Genomic DNA, 14,127 nt, shown 5'->3' on the forward strand with positions numbered 1-14,127 from the left:
TTATACCCCCTGAGCCAAGTTTCGTTGCAAGCGCCATTGTCCCCAACCTTCCATCAGGGCAATAATGGCGATATACAACACGGTGGCCACACCAAATGCGGTGAAGGTTTGTAACGTTTGGCTATCGACTTGACGAGACACATAAGAGAGCTCCGCGACGCCAATTGCCATGGTTAATGAGGAATTTTTCACGACATTCATATATTGCCCCAACAACGGCGGCATTGCGATTTTGACTGCTTGAGGCAAGACCACTAATTTCATTGCTTGCCATGAAGTGAGCCCCAGTGCGAACGCGGCATATTTTTGCCCTTGGCGTACCCCACGGATCCCTGCACGAATTTCTTCCGCAATAAAAGGGACGGTATATAACGTTAACCCAATAAAACCTGCTAAAAACTCAAAGGACGGCCAACCCACGGTAAGCCCAAATATGTTGATTTCATGGGGAGTATTTAGCCATTCCATTGCGGCTGAAGGCAGTATTTCCCCCGAGGCAAAATACCAAAAAAATAACTGCACCAACAAAGGCGTGTTTCTAAAAATAGAAATATAGATACTGACTGCCCAACGCAAAAGAGCAATCTGGCTATCCTTTGCTGATGCAACTAAAAACCCTAAAAAGGTGGCGGCAATAATGGTGCAAATCGAAATCCAGACTGTTAAAACAAAGCCATAACCGAACCATTCAAGGTACTGAGGCGCTAGAAGATGTGCAGACCAAAAATCACCACTGACAAATTTCTCAAACATAGTTCACGACCTATTTCTTTCACACCCTGTGACGAAAAACCTCACCCCGTATAACCAAGAACCCCGCACACAGTGCAGGGTTTCAAATCACTCAGTACTTGCTATTGTCGATTACGACTGTGGTTGTTGCTCACTCAATGGGGCAAATTTGAAGTCACCGCGTGGTTGTGCCGCTTTCGTGTCTGGACCAAACCAACGGTTATAAATGACTTCAGCTTTACCGTCTTTTTCCAATTTCAGCAGCGTTTCATTCACGTTTTCCACTAAGCGCGTTTCGCCTTTGCTAGCTGCCAGAGCTTGATACTCTTTGGTTAAGCTAAAGGGGGAAATTTCAAAGTCCGCTTTGACTTTCTCAGGTAAGTTACCTAGTAATCCCACTAGTTTTGCATCATCCTGCGTGATAGCTTGCACGTTACCATTACGCAGCGCTGCGAATGCTTGCGGAGTATCATCATAAGAAATCACTTTAGTATCAGGGAAACGTTCACGCAGCGTCACTTCCTGCACAGTTCCTTTATCTGCACCAATACGCAGTGGTTTGATATCATCAGGGGTTTTTAATACACCTTTACGGGCAATAAATTTTTGGCCCGTGGCGAAATCAGGGATTGAGAAATCAACCTGTTTTGCACGCTCATCGGTAATCGTAAAGTTCGCACCAATCAAGTCTACTTTACCCGATGTCAGCAGTGGAATGCGGTTTGCAGGGTTCGTTGGACGCAGTTCAAGTTTTACACCTAAACCATCTGCAATTTCTTGTGCGATATCAACGTCATAACCCGCTAATTTTTTTGTTTGTGGGTCAATAAAACCAAACGGTGGGTTACTATCAAATACGGAAATACGGATCACACCCGCTTGTTTAATATCATCTAATTTATCTGCGCTAGCGACATTCGCTGTCAGCGCCAAACCTGTAAGTAAAACAGTCGTCAGAATACGAGCTTTCATTGAATACCCCTAGTGGTAAATTTATGTAAATCGACCATCACAAGCTATCAACTATCTCTTAGCACCTGAAATAATATTAAATAATATATTTATAACCAAATGGAATATAAAGCAGTACAAAAAAAGGGCAAACTTTGTAACAAAGGCCCCCGAATATGGCTTACACCATCAATAGAGACTCTTATTGAGCAAGAAGAAAGTCTGTATAAAAACGTTTTAGTGTATTCATCGAAATAGATAGGCTATCGAATGCATTAACCTCATGCCTGCAATCGCCCATAACCAGCATCAATGCTCTAAATAGTTCGTGCTGTAGCAAGGCGGCAAACACAGTTCCCCCTAAAGTATGTGACCCGAGTAGCTGAATACAGCCAACACCGCCACTGCGCGAAGGGTGACGAAAATTAGGAGCATACACAAGTATGTGATCCAGGTAGCCGAGCGCAGCCAACACTGCCACTGCACAAAACATAGCTAGTACTTAATTTTCTAAATCATTCGTGTTGTGGCTAGGCGGCAAAATGAGGATAGCTTGGGGAGCATACATAAGTATGTGACCCAAGTAGCCGAATGAAGCCAACACCGCCACAGCACGAAGCATAGCTAGTATTTAATTTTCTAAATAGTTCGCGTTGTGGCTAGGCGACAAAGGAACTCATCCCAAGGAGCATACACAAGTATGTGACTTGGGTGAGTGAGTGCAGTCAACACCGCCACAGCGTGAAATATGACGAAAATTTATTTGGTGAGCATTTTTTCTAAATTATCACCACCTACATGCCGGAAATCTTGCCCCTTCACATAGTAGAAAATAAACTCACAGATATTTTGGCAGCGGTCACCGATACGCTCGATTGAGCGTGCGCAGAACAACGCCGTCAATACGCTTGGAATTGTTCTCGGGTCTTCCATCATATAGGTCATAAGCTGACGGACAATGCCTTCGTACTCTTGGTCAACTTTTTCATCTTCGCGGTAAATACGAATCGCCTCTTCGAGATCCATTCGCGCAAACGCATCTAGCACATCATGCAACATTTGCACTGTGTGGCGGCCTAGCGATTCTAAACTCACGAGAAGCGGCTGATGTTGCTGCGAAAATTTCTCCAATGCAGTTTGGCAGATTTTATCGGCAACGTCGCCGATCCTTTCCAACTCCGCAATCGTTTTTGAAATTGACATAATCAGTCGCAAATCACTCGCCGTTGGCTGGCGCTTGGCAATAATTTTGACGCATTCTTCATCAATGGCCACTTCCATCATATTGACTTTGTGGTCATTTTCGATAACTTCGCGCGCTAGGGCTTCATCCTGGTTATGCATTGCCGTAATGGCTTTGGTGAGCTGTTCTTCGACCAGCCCTCCCATTGTCATTAATTCAGTATGGATATGTTCCAGTTCCGCATTGAACTGCCCAGATATATGTTTATTGTGATTCAGCGTATCCATCGTCGGCTCCATATCAACCGTAGCGGCCAGTAATATAATCTTCAGTTTGTTTCATTTCTGGGGTGGTGAACATCTTATCGGTATGATTAAACTCAATCAGTTCACCTAAATACATAAATGCTGTGTAATCAGAACAACGTGCCGCTTGTTGCATGTTGTGGGTAACAATCACGACCGTATACTCTGATTTTAACTCACTGATTAACTCTTCAATACGCCCTGTGGAAATAGGGTCCAATGCTGAACAAGGCTCATCCAGCAATAACACTTCTGGGCGAATTGCAATACCTCGCGCAATACACAGACGTTGTTGCTGACCACCCGACAAGCTGTAACCACTTTGGTGCAATTTGTCTTTGGTTTCATTCCACAGCGCTGCTTTGGTAAGTGCCCACTGCACGCGCTCATCCATTTCCACGCGAGATAGCTTTTCAAATAAACGCACACCAAATGCAATGTTGTCATAGATGGACATTGGGAATGGCGTTGGTTTCTGGAACACCATCCCCACTTTTGCACGTAATAATGCGATATCTTGTTTGTCCGTCAGGATATTTTGACCATCCAGTAAAATTTCACCTTCAGCGCGTTGTTCACCGTACAGTTCATACATTTTATTAAACGTACGCAATAACGTCGATTTACCACAACCTGATGGGCCGATAAACGCTGTTACTTTATTTTTTTCAATGTCTAAAGAGATATTTTTCAGTGCGTGAAACTTGCCATAAAAGAAGTTGAGGTCACGGACTTTAATTTTACTGTTTGCAATTTCATTTGCATTAATCATGGTTACTTTCTCTCTAAATCTTTATTTATCTGGGCGCTTAGTGTTTTTTCTGTGCAAACACAACGCGGGCAATGATGTTAATCAGCAGGACACACAGGGTAATTAACAGCACCCCAGCCCATGCAAGCTCTTGCCATTCGGAGAATGGACTCATTGCAAATTTGAAGATTGTCACCGGTAAGTTAGCAATTGGTTCGCTCATATCTGTACTCCAGAACTGATTTGACAGAGAAGTAAACAGAAGCGGTGCGGTTTCCCCAGCAATACGCGCAATTGCAAGCAAGATCCCAGTGATAATCCCTGACACAGATGCTTTTAGCGTAATAGATAAAATCATTTTCCATTTTGGTGTGCCAAGTGCATAAGCGGCTTCACGTAAGCTATCCGGAACTAATTTCAACATGTTTTCAGTGGTTCGGATAACAATTGGAATTTGCAGCAATGCAAGCGCCACAACCCCAGCCCAACCCGAGAAGTGCTGCATTTGAGCAACCACAATGGTGTACACAAACAACCCTACAACGATAGACGGAGCTGATAATAAAATGTCATTAATAAAGCGGGTGACTGAAGCTAGCCATGACTTACGGCCATATTCTGCTAAATAAATTCCCGCTAAAATCCCTAAAGGCGTACCAATAACTGTCGCCCATAAGATTAATAAACCACTACCTACGATGGCATTTGCCAGCCCGCCACCTTCAGTATTTGGTGGTGGCGTCATCTCGGTAAACAGGTTAAGGGACATACCGTCAATCCCTTTGGTCACCGTCGAAAATAAAATCCACACTAACCAGAACAACCCGAATGCCATGGTCAACATTGAGACAAGCAGTGCCATTCTGTTAACTTGGCGGCGCCATGCTTGACGGCGTGCGCGTTCTTTCTCATTGACGATAAAAGGTTGATATTCTGACATATTAACGCCCCTCATTCTTCGCAAGACGCATTACCATCAACTTGGAAATCGCCAACACAATAAACGTGATAACAAACAGGATAAGCCCAAGTTCCATCAGCGCTGAGGTATGTAAGCCACTTTCTGCTTCCGCAAATTCATTCGCTAGTGCGGAAGTAATACTGTTTCCTGGCATGAAGAGGGATGCACTATCGAGCTGGTAGGTATTACCAATCACGAAGGTTACCGCCATGGTTTCACCCAATGCACGGCCTAACCCTAACATCACCCCGCCTATTACCCCGTTACGGGTATACGGCAATACGATGTTCCAAATCACTTCCCAAGTGGTACAGCCAATCCCGTAGGCTGACTCTTTCATCATCACAGGGGTTTGTTCAAACACATCACGCATAACAGACGCAATGTATGGAATAATCATAATCGCGAGGATAATCCCCGCCGCTAAAATACCTATCCCGAATGCAGGGCCTGAAAATAATTCACCGACAATTGGAATACTCGACATCACGTTGCCAACTGGCTCTTGGAAATATTCTGCAAATAGTGGTGCGAAAACGAATAAGCCCCACATCCCGTAAACGATACTGGGAATGGCGGCAAGCAATTCAATAGCAATCCCTAATGGACGTTTTAGCCAGTTTGGCGCAAGCTCCGTTAAGAACAACGCGATACCGAAACTGACGGGGACGGCGATAATCAGGGCGATTAACGAGGTTACAATGGTGCCATAGATTGGCACAAGGGCACCGAACTGTTCTGCAGGCGCATCCCACTCTTTGGTCCATAAAAACGAAAACCCAAACTTCTGCATACTTGGCCAAGACGCAAAAATAAGGGAAATAATGATGCCACCTAGCATTAACAAAGTGATTAGCGCGGCAATCTTTACCAGTGCACCAAAAATTACATCACCTGATTTGCTGGGAGCTCTAAATGCCGTTGTTTTTTCGGCCATGCGCTTTGTTCTCTTTCCATTCCTACTTGTACTGTAGGATTGTGTTACAACAATGAGCGGGTAAGCCCTGTTCCTCAGTACTTACCCGCCATTTCCAACCCGAGGTGCATTAGAACAATGCTTTACCTTGGCTATCTTTAATTTCTGTTTTCCATGCTGCACGAACAGCTGTTACAACCTCTTGAGGTAAAACGGCGTAATCCAGCGCTTCTGCTTGTTTACCGCCTTTATCGTACGCCCAGTTGTAGAAGTCGAGAACGGCTTTGCCTTTTTCAGCATTGGCTTGTTCTTTGTGTACTAAGATGAACGTTGTTGACGTGATTGGCCATGCGTTTGCACCATCACGGTTAGTCAGGTCTTGAGCAAACGACTTCGACCAGTCAACTTTTTTCGCTGCTGCGCTGAAACTTTCGCCTGTTGGTGATACCGCTTCGCCATCCGCAGAAACTAACTTAGTATACGCAAGATTATTTTGTTTTGCGTAAGCATATTCCACATAGCCGATAGAGCCTGGCAGACGTTGTACGAATGCAGCAACACCATCGTTACCTTTACCGCCTACGCTGTTTTTCGGCCAGTTAACGGTTGAGCCCGCACCAATTTCATCTTTCCAATTCGCACTTACTTTTGCTAAGTAGCTGGTGAAAACAAATGTAGTACCTGAACCATCAGAACGTCTAACCACCGCAATAGCTTGGTCTGGTAAGCTCACTTTCGGATTTAATTTTGCAATAGCTGGGTCATTCCATTTGGTGATTTTACCTAAATAGATATCACCTAATGTGTTGCCATCTAAAGTCAGTTGACCTGATTCGATGCCTTTTACGTTAACCGCCAACACCACACCACCAATAACGGTAGGGAATTGGAACAAACCATCTTCTTTTAGTTTTTCATCAGTCAATGGCGCATCAGACGCACCGAAATCAACTGTTTTTGCATTAATCTGTTTTACACCACCAGAAGAGCCAATCCCCTGATAGTTCACTTTATTACCTGTTTCTTTCTGATAAGAGTCTGCCCACTTCGCATAAACAGGAGCAGGGAAGGTCGCGCCAGCTCCGGTCAGGCTGGTAGCAGCAAAAGAAGACATTGCAGTCAGAGACAAAGTTGCTGCCATTACGCTTGCTAAGGTGGTGCGCGTCATTTTCATAATCCCTCCGGGGATGTATAGAAACAATCAAGTATAAAATTGTTGGGTGTATGTCACGGTAGGAAAAATAGGACAATTTAGTTACGACAACATGTCGTTTTTATGACAGTTTTATGACAATTGACTGTATTCACACCTAGCTTAGGAAAAAAACAAAAAGGAATATGTTTAATTTCAAATAAAATCAATAAGTCAGAAAAAAAACATCCATAATAACGAAATGATGTATTGTCATAAAAAAGTCTTAAATTATTTTATCTATAAAAAAATAAACCCGCATTCGCGAGTTTATCGAAAGAAAAAACAAAATAACATTACGATAGCTTAATCCCTGTTTTACGTAGCATTGGATTAGCGACTCTAGCAATCAGCTCAGCTTTCATACTTTCTTTTTTTGCTTCTAGATCTTTTTTCGACTGTCTTTCATGTTCAATATATTTGTTAATAGCAGGAGAACAAGTTGATTCTAAAGAAGGTTTTTTAGGACTAATATCGTCTTCCATTTTCGCTTTTGCCTGTAGTTTCCTAAATAGTGAACTTTCTTCAAGACTAGCAGCAGAAAAAACGCCTACTTTTTGATTCTTTTTAATAACTGAATTTTTCAATTTTAGCACTGCAGCTTCACTTTCAGTCAGTTCCTTTGCGGCATATTCTGGCTTATTGCATTCCTTTCCCGCATCCTTAAACCTTTGCAATTTTGCCATTTCTTCAAATAAACCTGAGGCGACTTTATCTGTCAACTGTCGATTTAATACCGTACGCTTTGCCTCTGTCCTAACTGACTCTTCATGTTTAGGTAATTTAGTTGTTGGTAATCGTTGTATTGGAAGAGTATCAGGCATTGGTGGTGGTGGTGGTGGTGGTGGTGGCTGAGATATCGACATTGGTAAAGCGGTGGATAGCTTTGGTTCAGCTTGTTTTTCTGATGGTTGTACAGCAACTTTTGTAATCGAGTTGCCAACTACTGGTTCCTTCAGTGTTATTTTCTTTTCCTTTTGTAAAACATTTGTAATATTCGTATTCATTACATTTTTCATCTGCCCCGAAACACTCCCTTTATTTTTATTAAACAAAAAATTTGAGCATGTTTTTAAGCTTTTGGATAAAGTATGAATGATTTTAGTTGCACTAATATGAACTGACATAATATTTACCATAATGATTTTATTTGCACTGATTATCCAAGCAAGGTACCTATTGCGTCTTTTATATAACGATTCTGGCATTGATAAATGAACAGATAAGAAGGAAATTTATTAAGCGGGTGGTATTAAGAATCCAGCACCGAGCAGCTGGACGCAACCGTGCAGATATGAAAATTCAGGGAAAGGCTCAAAACAATTTGAGCCCAATTAATGGCATTATTTTAGAAAGATAGATCTAAATAGTGCAAGTTGTAGGCATATCAGTCTTCTTTCTCTTTAAGAGGAAGTAAAGCCCGTATTGCAAACCCGCCGCGCTCACTTTTGTGGATCTCAATGCTCCCTTCATGGGCGTCCACTATACGGCGTATAATCGCTAGCCCCAGGCCTGTCCCTGTATTACTTCGTGCTTTTTCGCCTTGCACGAACGGTTGGAATAAGCGGTGGATATCTTCGTCTTTGATACCCGCGCCGTCATCTTCCACTTGGAACCAGACAAAATCTTCGTTTTTTCCACTGCTGACTTTGATCCAGCCATTTCCATAGCGGTACGCATTTACAATCATATTAGTGATTGCACGTTTGATGGCCAACGGGTTACCGTTCACAATCATGGATCCAGGTTCTAACGCCGTTTCGATTTCGCCAACCACACTGCTTTCTGAATTGACTGCTTCCATCAGAATCGCGTTGAGATCGCAGAATTCCATATCCATCTCTTGACCTGTTTTCAGGTAAGACATGAATTGACCAATAATCGCATCACACTCTTCAATATCTTTGTTGATAGACTCTGCCAGATAGCTGTCTTCTGGGCTCATCATTTCTGTCGCTAAGCGGATACGAGTTAATGGTGTTCTTAAGTCATGGCTAACCCCTGCCATCAAGACAGTTCGGTCATTTTCAAGGGTTTTAATCCCAGCAGCCATGTGGTTAAAAGACCGAATTGCTGCCCTAACTTCCGTTGCCCCCTTTTCTTGCATCGGGGGCAATACAAAGCCCTTTCCGACCTCCCCTGCATGGTACTCCAATTCAAGTAATGGCTTGTTTTGGTAGCGAATATACAGCCATACCCCTGCAAAGATCGTGAGGAAAATGGTTAAGGTATACCTGAAAACAAGGGAAAACTGGTTTTGACCAATTTCAGTCAGAGGTACTCGCACCCAAATATCTGGGGCGAGATAAGACGTTAACCACAAAATCGGATACTCACGGCCAAGCTCAAGATGAACATTTGCCTTACCGCCTAAGTATTGCGACATGTGTTCGCTCAGAAAATCATACTCTTTAGCCCAATTCAGCCCTTCCTCCATGGCAGCAGAATGGGCATAGAACGTAATACCTAATTCATTGTAGATTTTCTTACGCAAAGCGGGGGAAACCCGCACTGAGGTCCCATCTTGTAGAACCATTTTCTCGGTCATCAATGTTCTAACTTCGTACGCAAGGACTTTATTGAATTGTTGTAAGCTAGGCATCACAACAAAATTCAATACCACCATATAGCTGGTCACTAAGCTCGCGAACAGCAGCGCAACAAATAAAAACAACGAACGAGAAAATGTACTACGTCGTGAGAACCTCAGTCGCTTCATGCTTTACTTCCATCCGGAACAAACACATAGCCCAAGCCCCAAACCGTTTGAATATAGCGTGGGTGCGCTGGGTCTTCTTCAACCATGCGACGCAGACGCGAAATTTGAACGTCAATTGAACGTTCCATCGCACTGTACTCGCGGCCTCTTGCTAGGCTCATGAGCTTGTCACGAGATAGCGGCTCCCTTGGATAAGAAACCAACACTTTTAATACCGCAAACTCGCCACTGGTCAGTGGCATATTTTCATCACCTTGGAACATTTCACGCGTTCCAAGATTTAGCTTAAATTTACCAAAGGTAATGACTGCGTCATCCTGAGATGGCGCACCTGGCAATTCATTTGCTTGGCGGCGTAATACGGCGCGAATACGAGCCAGCAGCTCACGTGGGTTGAACGGTTTAGGAATATAATCATCCGCCCCGATTTCTAAACCAACAATACGGTCAACTTCTTCACCCTTTGCCGTAACCATAATGATCGGGATTGGGTTATTTTGGCTACGTAAACGACGGCAGATTGATAGGCCATCTTCACCTGGAAGCATTAAATCTAACACGATCAGATGAATAGATTCCCTCGTCAGGATCCTGTCCATTTGTTCGGCGTTTGCAGCACTCCTGACCTGAAAGCCTTGTTCAGTGAGGTAACGCTCCAGCAGTGCACGTAAACGCATATCATCATCGACGACAAGAACTTTATAACTTTCCTGCATTTTGTAGCCCTCAAGATGTGCATCTTTCAAATTATTGTTCTAAAAGTAAACAAAAACACGTTTAATGTTCACTAATTTACCATTAACCATAGATTTAATGAATCATTTTACACTTCAGGCGGTTAGTGGTTTATAGCTTATTTCTAAAACAAAATAGGTGACATCCCCACCAGGCGTGTTCACCGTAATTTCATCATCAACCTGCTTACCAATCAGAGCGCGTGCAACAGGAGAGTCAATTGAAATCCATTGTTTTGCAGGATTAAACTCATCCGCGCCAACTATGCGGAATATTCTGATATTTTCATTATCATCTTCAAGTTTAACCCATGCACCAAAAAAGACACGGCCTTCTTGGCGAGGATCTGGCTCGATAATCCTGAGTTGATCCAATCTTTTAGATAAAAAACGAATGCGTCGGTCTATCTCACGCAGCCTTTTTTTACCATAAATATATTCAGCGTTTTCTGAGCGATCGCCTTGTGCCGCAGCCTCTGAGACCGATTGGGTCACTCTAGGCCGTTCCTCTTTCCACAGATACTTAAGCTCTTTGTCGAGCGTATCCCAACCTTCACGCGTTATTAATAGACTTTTCGCCATAACCTTAGAATATTAGTCAATAAGTACAAAAATGATAATATTTTATAGAACATAATCTGAGACTTTCCTACCAATAGACCGAAATTCAGTCTGGAAATTCTCGCTACCACCAAGTATAACAGTGCAGTAAATTTTTTAACTGTTCTTTCAGTAGGTATTTAAACACGACATGAATGAAACTCTAAGCCAAATTATTGCAGCAGAACTGCAAGCCCAACCGAAACAGGTTTTTTCTGCCATCACATTGTTGGATGAAGGCAATACTGTCCCGTTTATCGCGCGTTACCGTAAAGAGGTTACCGGAGGGTTGGACGATACTCAGCTTCGCCAGCTAGAAAGCCGCTTAGGGTACTTACGCGAACTCAACGATCGTAAGCAAACCATTCTCAAGTCGATTGAAGAACAAGGGAAGTTATCCCCTGAACTCGCCGCTGCTATCAACAGCACGCTCAATAAAACCGAACTTGAAGACCTTTACTTACCCTACAAACCAAAACGTCGCACTCGTGGGCAAATCGCCATTGAAGCGGGACTTGAGCCATTAGCGGATACGCTGTGGACAGACCCAAGCCAATCCCCTGAAGCCCTTGCTCAAACTTATATCGACGCAGATAAAGGCGTGGCGGATGTGAAAGCAGCTTTAGATGGTGCTCGTTACATCCTGATGGAGCGTTTCGCCGAAGATGCAACTTTATTGGCGAAAGTTCGTGACTATATTTGGAAAAATGCGCACCTCGTTTCCGTCGTTGCAGAAGGCAAACAAGCAGAAGGCGTCAAATTTAGCGATTACTTCGAACACCAAGAACCCGTTTCCCAAGTGCCTTCACACCGCGCACTGGCAATGTTCCGAGGTCGCAACGAAGGCATTTTACAGCTTTCGTTAAATTGTGACCCTCAATTCGAGGAGCCACCCAAAGAAAGTTATTGCGAAGAGATTATTACTCGCCACTTAGATGTGCGTTTGAATAACGCCCCTGCCGACCAATGGCGTAAAGCGGTCATTAGCTGGACATGGCGTGTCAAAGTGCTTCTGCACTTAGAAACAGAGGTGATGAGCGCTTTACGTGAAAAAGCCGAAGAAGAAGCGATTAATGTTTTTGCCCGTAACCTCAGCGACTTACTGATGGCTGCGCCCGCAGGTATGCGTGCAACGATGGGCCTCGATCCTGGTCTACGTACTGGAGTGAAAGTTGCGGTTGTGGATGCGACAGGAAAACTGATCGCGACCGATACTATCTACCCGCACACTGGGCAAGCAGCGAAAGCAGCAACCATTGTGGCGGCATTGTGCCAGAAACATAACGTTGAATTAGTGGCGATTGGTAACGGTACCGCGTCTCGCGAAACTGAACGTTTCTTTGCGGAGGTGCAAAAACAATACCCTGAAGTCACTGCGCAAAAAGTGATTGTCAGTGAAGCGGGTGCATCAGTGTACTCCGCCTCTGAGCTAGCCGCGCTAGAATTCCCAACCTTGGATGTGTCTTTGCGTGGTGCCGTATCGATTGCTCGCCGTCTACAAGACCCGCTGGCTGAACTGGTTAAAATCGACCCGAAATCTATTGGCGTGGGTCAATATCAACATGATGTTAGCCAAACCCAACTCGCCCGTAAACTGGATGCCGTTGTCGAAGACTGCGTAAACTCCGTAGGTGTAGACTTAAATACCGCGTCAGTCGCTTTGCTTACCCGTGTTGCAGGCTTGAGCAAAATGATAGCGCAGAACGTGGTTGATTGGCGCGATGAAAATGGCCAATTCAATGACCGAAAACAGTTGTTGAAAGTAGCTCGCCTTGGGCCTAAAGCCTTTGAACAATGTGCAGGGTTCCTGCGTATCACCAATGGTGAGAACCCGCTGGATGCATCAACAGTTCACCCTGAAGCTTACCCTATTGTTGAAAAAATTCTGCAAACCGTCCGCCAGCCATTGAAAGACATTATGGGTAATTCACAAGTGCTCAACACACTGAGTCCGCGTGATTTCACCACAGAACAATTTGGTGTACCCACCGTTACAGATATCATCAAAGAGTTAGAAAAACCGGGTCGTGACCCACGCCCTGAATTTAAAACCGCTACCTTTGCAGAAGGTGTGGAAACAATGAATGACCTCGTTTCTGGCATGATTTTAGAAGGTGCAGTGACCAACGTGACCAACTTTGGTGCGTTTGTGGATATCGGCGTACACCAAGATGGCTTAGTGCATATCTCTTCACTCTCCAATAGTTACGTCGAAGACCCACACAAAGTGGTGAAAGCGGGCGATATTGTGAAAGTGAAAGTGTTAGATGTGGATATTGCCCGCAAGCGTATTGCCCTCACCATGCGTTTGGACGAACAAGCAGGGGATTCTCATAGCGCACCTCGCAAAGCGGCACCAGCACAAGATAAAAACGCACGTAAAGCCCCTGCACCTCGTGGCAACTCACGCCAAAACGTGAATTCATCAGGTAACAGTGCTATGAGCGATGCACTTGCCGCTGCGTTTGGCAAAAAAAAGTAGTCTGATTAAGCTAAATACCCCAATAAATTCATTGGGGTATTTAGTATTTTCTAGAAATATCTTCACTACTAAATTAATAAACAAATCCAATATATTGTTCGAAAATCAACCCAGCCAATTCTTTTCGCCTTATTCCATCGCTATCTAAAAAACACCGCTAACTCCATGCTTCGTTGATCCACATCAAGTCAAATTGACGAAAAAAGAGGCTAAATATAACAAAAGGTGGATGATTATGATTCTCATTGTTAATTAGATTTATTTTTGTTTTACTCTGCGTTTTGCTTGTGGACACAAACTTTTCTAACAATAATTATCCGTATCATTATGAATTGAATCGTTAGGAAGATAATAGGAAGACACTATGGCTATACTTCCTCAATGCAGTTACAAAATTCTGGGCTTCTCCCCCGAAATAAGCCCTGCATACCGACAAAAATTATTGTCTCTCGGTTTATTACCGGGCTCCGTTTTTAAAGTGGTGCGTTTAGCGCCTTTTGGCGATCCAGTACAAATCGAAACTCACCGCGTCAGCTTAGTGCTACGCAAAAAGGACCTCGCCCTACTAAACCTTGATGAAGCGCCTACCGCTTAAGTCTTC

Annotated in this window: 14 protein-coding genes; 2 read left to right on the forward strand and 12 right to left on the reverse strand. The window is 43.8% G+C overall.

What is annotated here, in order from left to right; genetic code table 11:
- The 12 genes from PSF27_RS08625 to greB form a co-directional block, all read right to left on the reverse strand.
- Positions 1 to 753, reverse strand: coding sequence for an amino acid ABC transporter permease (locus PSF27_RS08625; protein ID WP_206084964.1), 753 nt, complete (start codon positions 751 to 753; stop codon positions 1 to 3).
- A gap of 111 nt (positions 754 to 864) precedes the next feature.
- The gene (locus PSF27_RS08630) at positions 865 to 1,704 is read right to left on the reverse strand and encodes an ABC transporter substrate-binding protein (protein WP_206084966.1); all 840 of its coding nucleotides are present in this window, start codon (positions 1,702 to 1,704) and stop codon (positions 865 to 867) included.
- Positions 1,705 to 1,885: 181 nt separating this feature from the next.
- The gene (locus PSF27_RS08635) at positions 1,886 to 2,176 is read right to left on the reverse strand and encodes a hypothetical protein (protein ID WP_272681279.1); all 291 of its coding nucleotides are present in this window, start codon (positions 2,174 to 2,176) and stop codon (positions 1,886 to 1,888) included.
- 266 nt (positions 2,177 to 2,442) lie between these two features.
- Entirely contained in the window at positions 2,443 to 3,153 is a 711-nt protein-coding gene (gene phoU, locus PSF27_RS08640; RefSeq protein WP_206084968.1) for a phosphate signaling complex protein PhoU, read from the reverse strand.
- 13 nt (positions 3,154 to 3,166) lie between these two features.
- Positions 3,167 to 3,943 carry a phosphate ABC transporter ATP-binding protein PstB gene (gene pstB, locus PSF27_RS08645; RefSeq protein WP_206084970.1) on the reverse strand — a complete coding sequence of 259 codons (777 nt, stop codon included), beginning with the start codon at positions 3,941 to 3,943 and terminating at the stop codon, positions 3,167 to 3,169.
- A gap of 37 nt (positions 3,944 to 3,980) precedes the next feature.
- The gene (gene pstA / locus PSF27_RS08650) at positions 3,981 to 4,862 is read right to left on the reverse strand and encodes a phosphate ABC transporter permease PstA (RefSeq protein ID WP_272681280.1); all 882 of its coding nucleotides are present in this window, start codon (positions 4,860 to 4,862) and stop codon (positions 3,981 to 3,983) included.
- 1 nt (position 4,863) lies between these two features.
- A complete protein-coding gene (pstC, locus tag PSF27_RS08655) occupies positions 4,864 to 5,820 on the reverse strand; it encodes a phosphate ABC transporter permease PstC (protein ID WP_206084973.1) in 957 nt (318 codons plus the stop codon).
- 109 nt (positions 5,821 to 5,929) lie between these two features.
- The gene (pstS, locus tag PSF27_RS08660; RefSeq protein ID WP_206084975.1) at positions 5,930 to 6,973 is read right to left on the reverse strand and encodes a phosphate ABC transporter substrate-binding protein PstS; all 1,044 of its coding nucleotides are present in this window, start codon (positions 6,971 to 6,973) and stop codon (positions 5,930 to 5,932) included.
- A gap of 314 nt (positions 6,974 to 7,287) precedes the next feature.
- Positions 7,288 to 8,118 (reverse strand): hypothetical protein, encoded by an 831-nt coding sequence (locus tag PSF27_RS08665; protein ID WP_272681281.1) that lies wholly within the window; start codon positions 8,116 to 8,118, stop codon positions 7,288 to 7,290.
- Between the two features lie 260 nt (positions 8,119 to 8,378).
- Positions 8,379 to 9,710, reverse strand: coding sequence for a two-component system sensor histidine kinase EnvZ (envZ, locus tag PSF27_RS08670; RefSeq protein WP_206084984.1), 1,332 nt, complete (start codon positions 9,708 to 9,710; stop codon positions 8,379 to 8,381).
- Positions 9,707 to 10,426 (reverse strand): osmolarity response regulator transcription factor OmpR, encoded by a 720-nt coding sequence (ompR, locus tag PSF27_RS08675; protein ID WP_042847751.1) that lies wholly within the window; start codon positions 10,424 to 10,426, stop codon positions 9,707 to 9,709. Before ompR ends, envZ begins: the two co-directional genes overlap by 4 nt.
- A gap of 114 nt (positions 10,427 to 10,540) precedes the next feature.
- Complete coding sequence (greB, locus tag PSF27_RS08680; protein ID WP_206084992.1) at positions 10,541 to 11,026, reverse strand: transcription elongation factor GreB; 486 nt, start codon at positions 11,024 to 11,026, stop codon at positions 10,541 to 10,543.
- Between the two features lie 169 nt (positions 11,027 to 11,195).
- Here greB and PSF27_RS08685 point away from each other — a divergent pair, with 169 nt between their 5' ends.
- On the forward strand, positions 11,196 to 13,526 hold the full coding sequence (locus PSF27_RS08685; protein ID WP_272681282.1) for a Tex family protein: 2,331 nt from the start codon (positions 11,196 to 11,198) through the stop codon (positions 13,524 to 13,526).
- Positions 13,527 to 13,890: 364 nt separating this feature from the next.
- Positions 13,891 to 14,121, forward strand: a complete 231-nt coding sequence (gene feoA / locus PSF27_RS08690; RefSeq protein ID WP_047756225.1) for a ferrous iron transporter A — start codon at positions 13,891 to 13,893, stop codon at positions 14,119 to 14,121.
- Positions 14,122 to 14,127 lie beyond the last annotated feature (6 nt).

Origin of the sequence: Providencia sp. PROV129 (assembly GCF_028482245.1) — a bacterium.
Lineage (GTDB): Bacteria > Pseudomonadota > Gammaproteobacteria > Enterobacterales > Enterobacteriaceae > Providencia > Providencia vermicola.

Excerpts from the sequence above, each read along its gene's own strand:
- pstA (WP_272681280.1), bottom strand. The coding sequence starts at position 4,862 with ATGTCAGAATATCAACCTTTTATCGTCAATGAGAAAGAACGCGCACGC.
- pstC (WP_206084973.1), bottom strand. The coding sequence starts at position 5,820 with ATGGCCGAAAAAACAACGGCATTTAGAGCTCCCAGCAAATCAGGTGAT.
- pstS (WP_206084975.1), bottom strand. The coding sequence starts at position 6,973 with ATGAAAATGACGCGCACCACCTTAGCAAGCGTAATGGCAGCAACTTTG.
- greB (WP_206084992.1), bottom strand. The coding sequence starts at position 11,026 with ATGGCGAAAAGTCTATTAATAACGCGTGAAGGTTGGGATACGCTCGAC.
- PSF27_RS08665 (WP_272681281.1), bottom strand. The coding sequence starts at position 8,118 with ATGTCAGTTCATATTAGTGCAACTAAAATCATTCATACTTTATCCAAA.
- feoA (WP_047756225.1), top strand. The coding sequence starts at position 13,891 with ATGGCTATACTTCCTCAATGCAGTTACAAAATTCTGGGCTTCTCCCCC.
- PSF27_RS08635 (WP_272681279.1), bottom strand. The coding sequence starts at position 2,176 with ATGTTTTGTGCAGTGGCAGTGTTGGCTGCGCTCGGCTACCTGGATCAC.
- PSF27_RS08625 (WP_206084964.1), bottom strand. The coding sequence starts at position 753 with ATGTTTGAGAAATTTGTCAGTGGTGATTTTTGGTCTGCACATCTTCTA.
- pstB (WP_206084970.1), bottom strand. The coding sequence starts at position 3,943 with ATGATTAATGCAAATGAAATTGCAAACAGTAAAATTAAAGTCCGTGAC.
- envZ (WP_206084984.1), bottom strand. The coding sequence starts at position 9,710 with ATGAAGCGACTGAGGTTCTCACGACGTAGTACATTTTCTCGTTCGTTG.
- PSF27_RS08630 (WP_206084966.1), bottom strand. The coding sequence starts at position 1,704 with ATGAAAGCTCGTATTCTGACGACTGTTTTACTTACAGGTTTGGCGCTG.
- ompR (WP_042847751.1), bottom strand. The coding sequence starts at position 10,426 with ATGCAGGAAAGTTATAAAGTTCTTGTCGTCGATGATGATATGCGTTTA.
- PSF27_RS08685 (WP_272681282.1), top strand. The coding sequence starts at position 11,196 with ATGAATGAAACTCTAAGCCAAATTATTGCAGCAGAACTGCAAGCCCAA.
- phoU (WP_206084968.1), bottom strand. The coding sequence starts at position 3,153 with ATGGATACGCTGAATCACAATAAACATATATCTGGGCAGTTCAATGCG.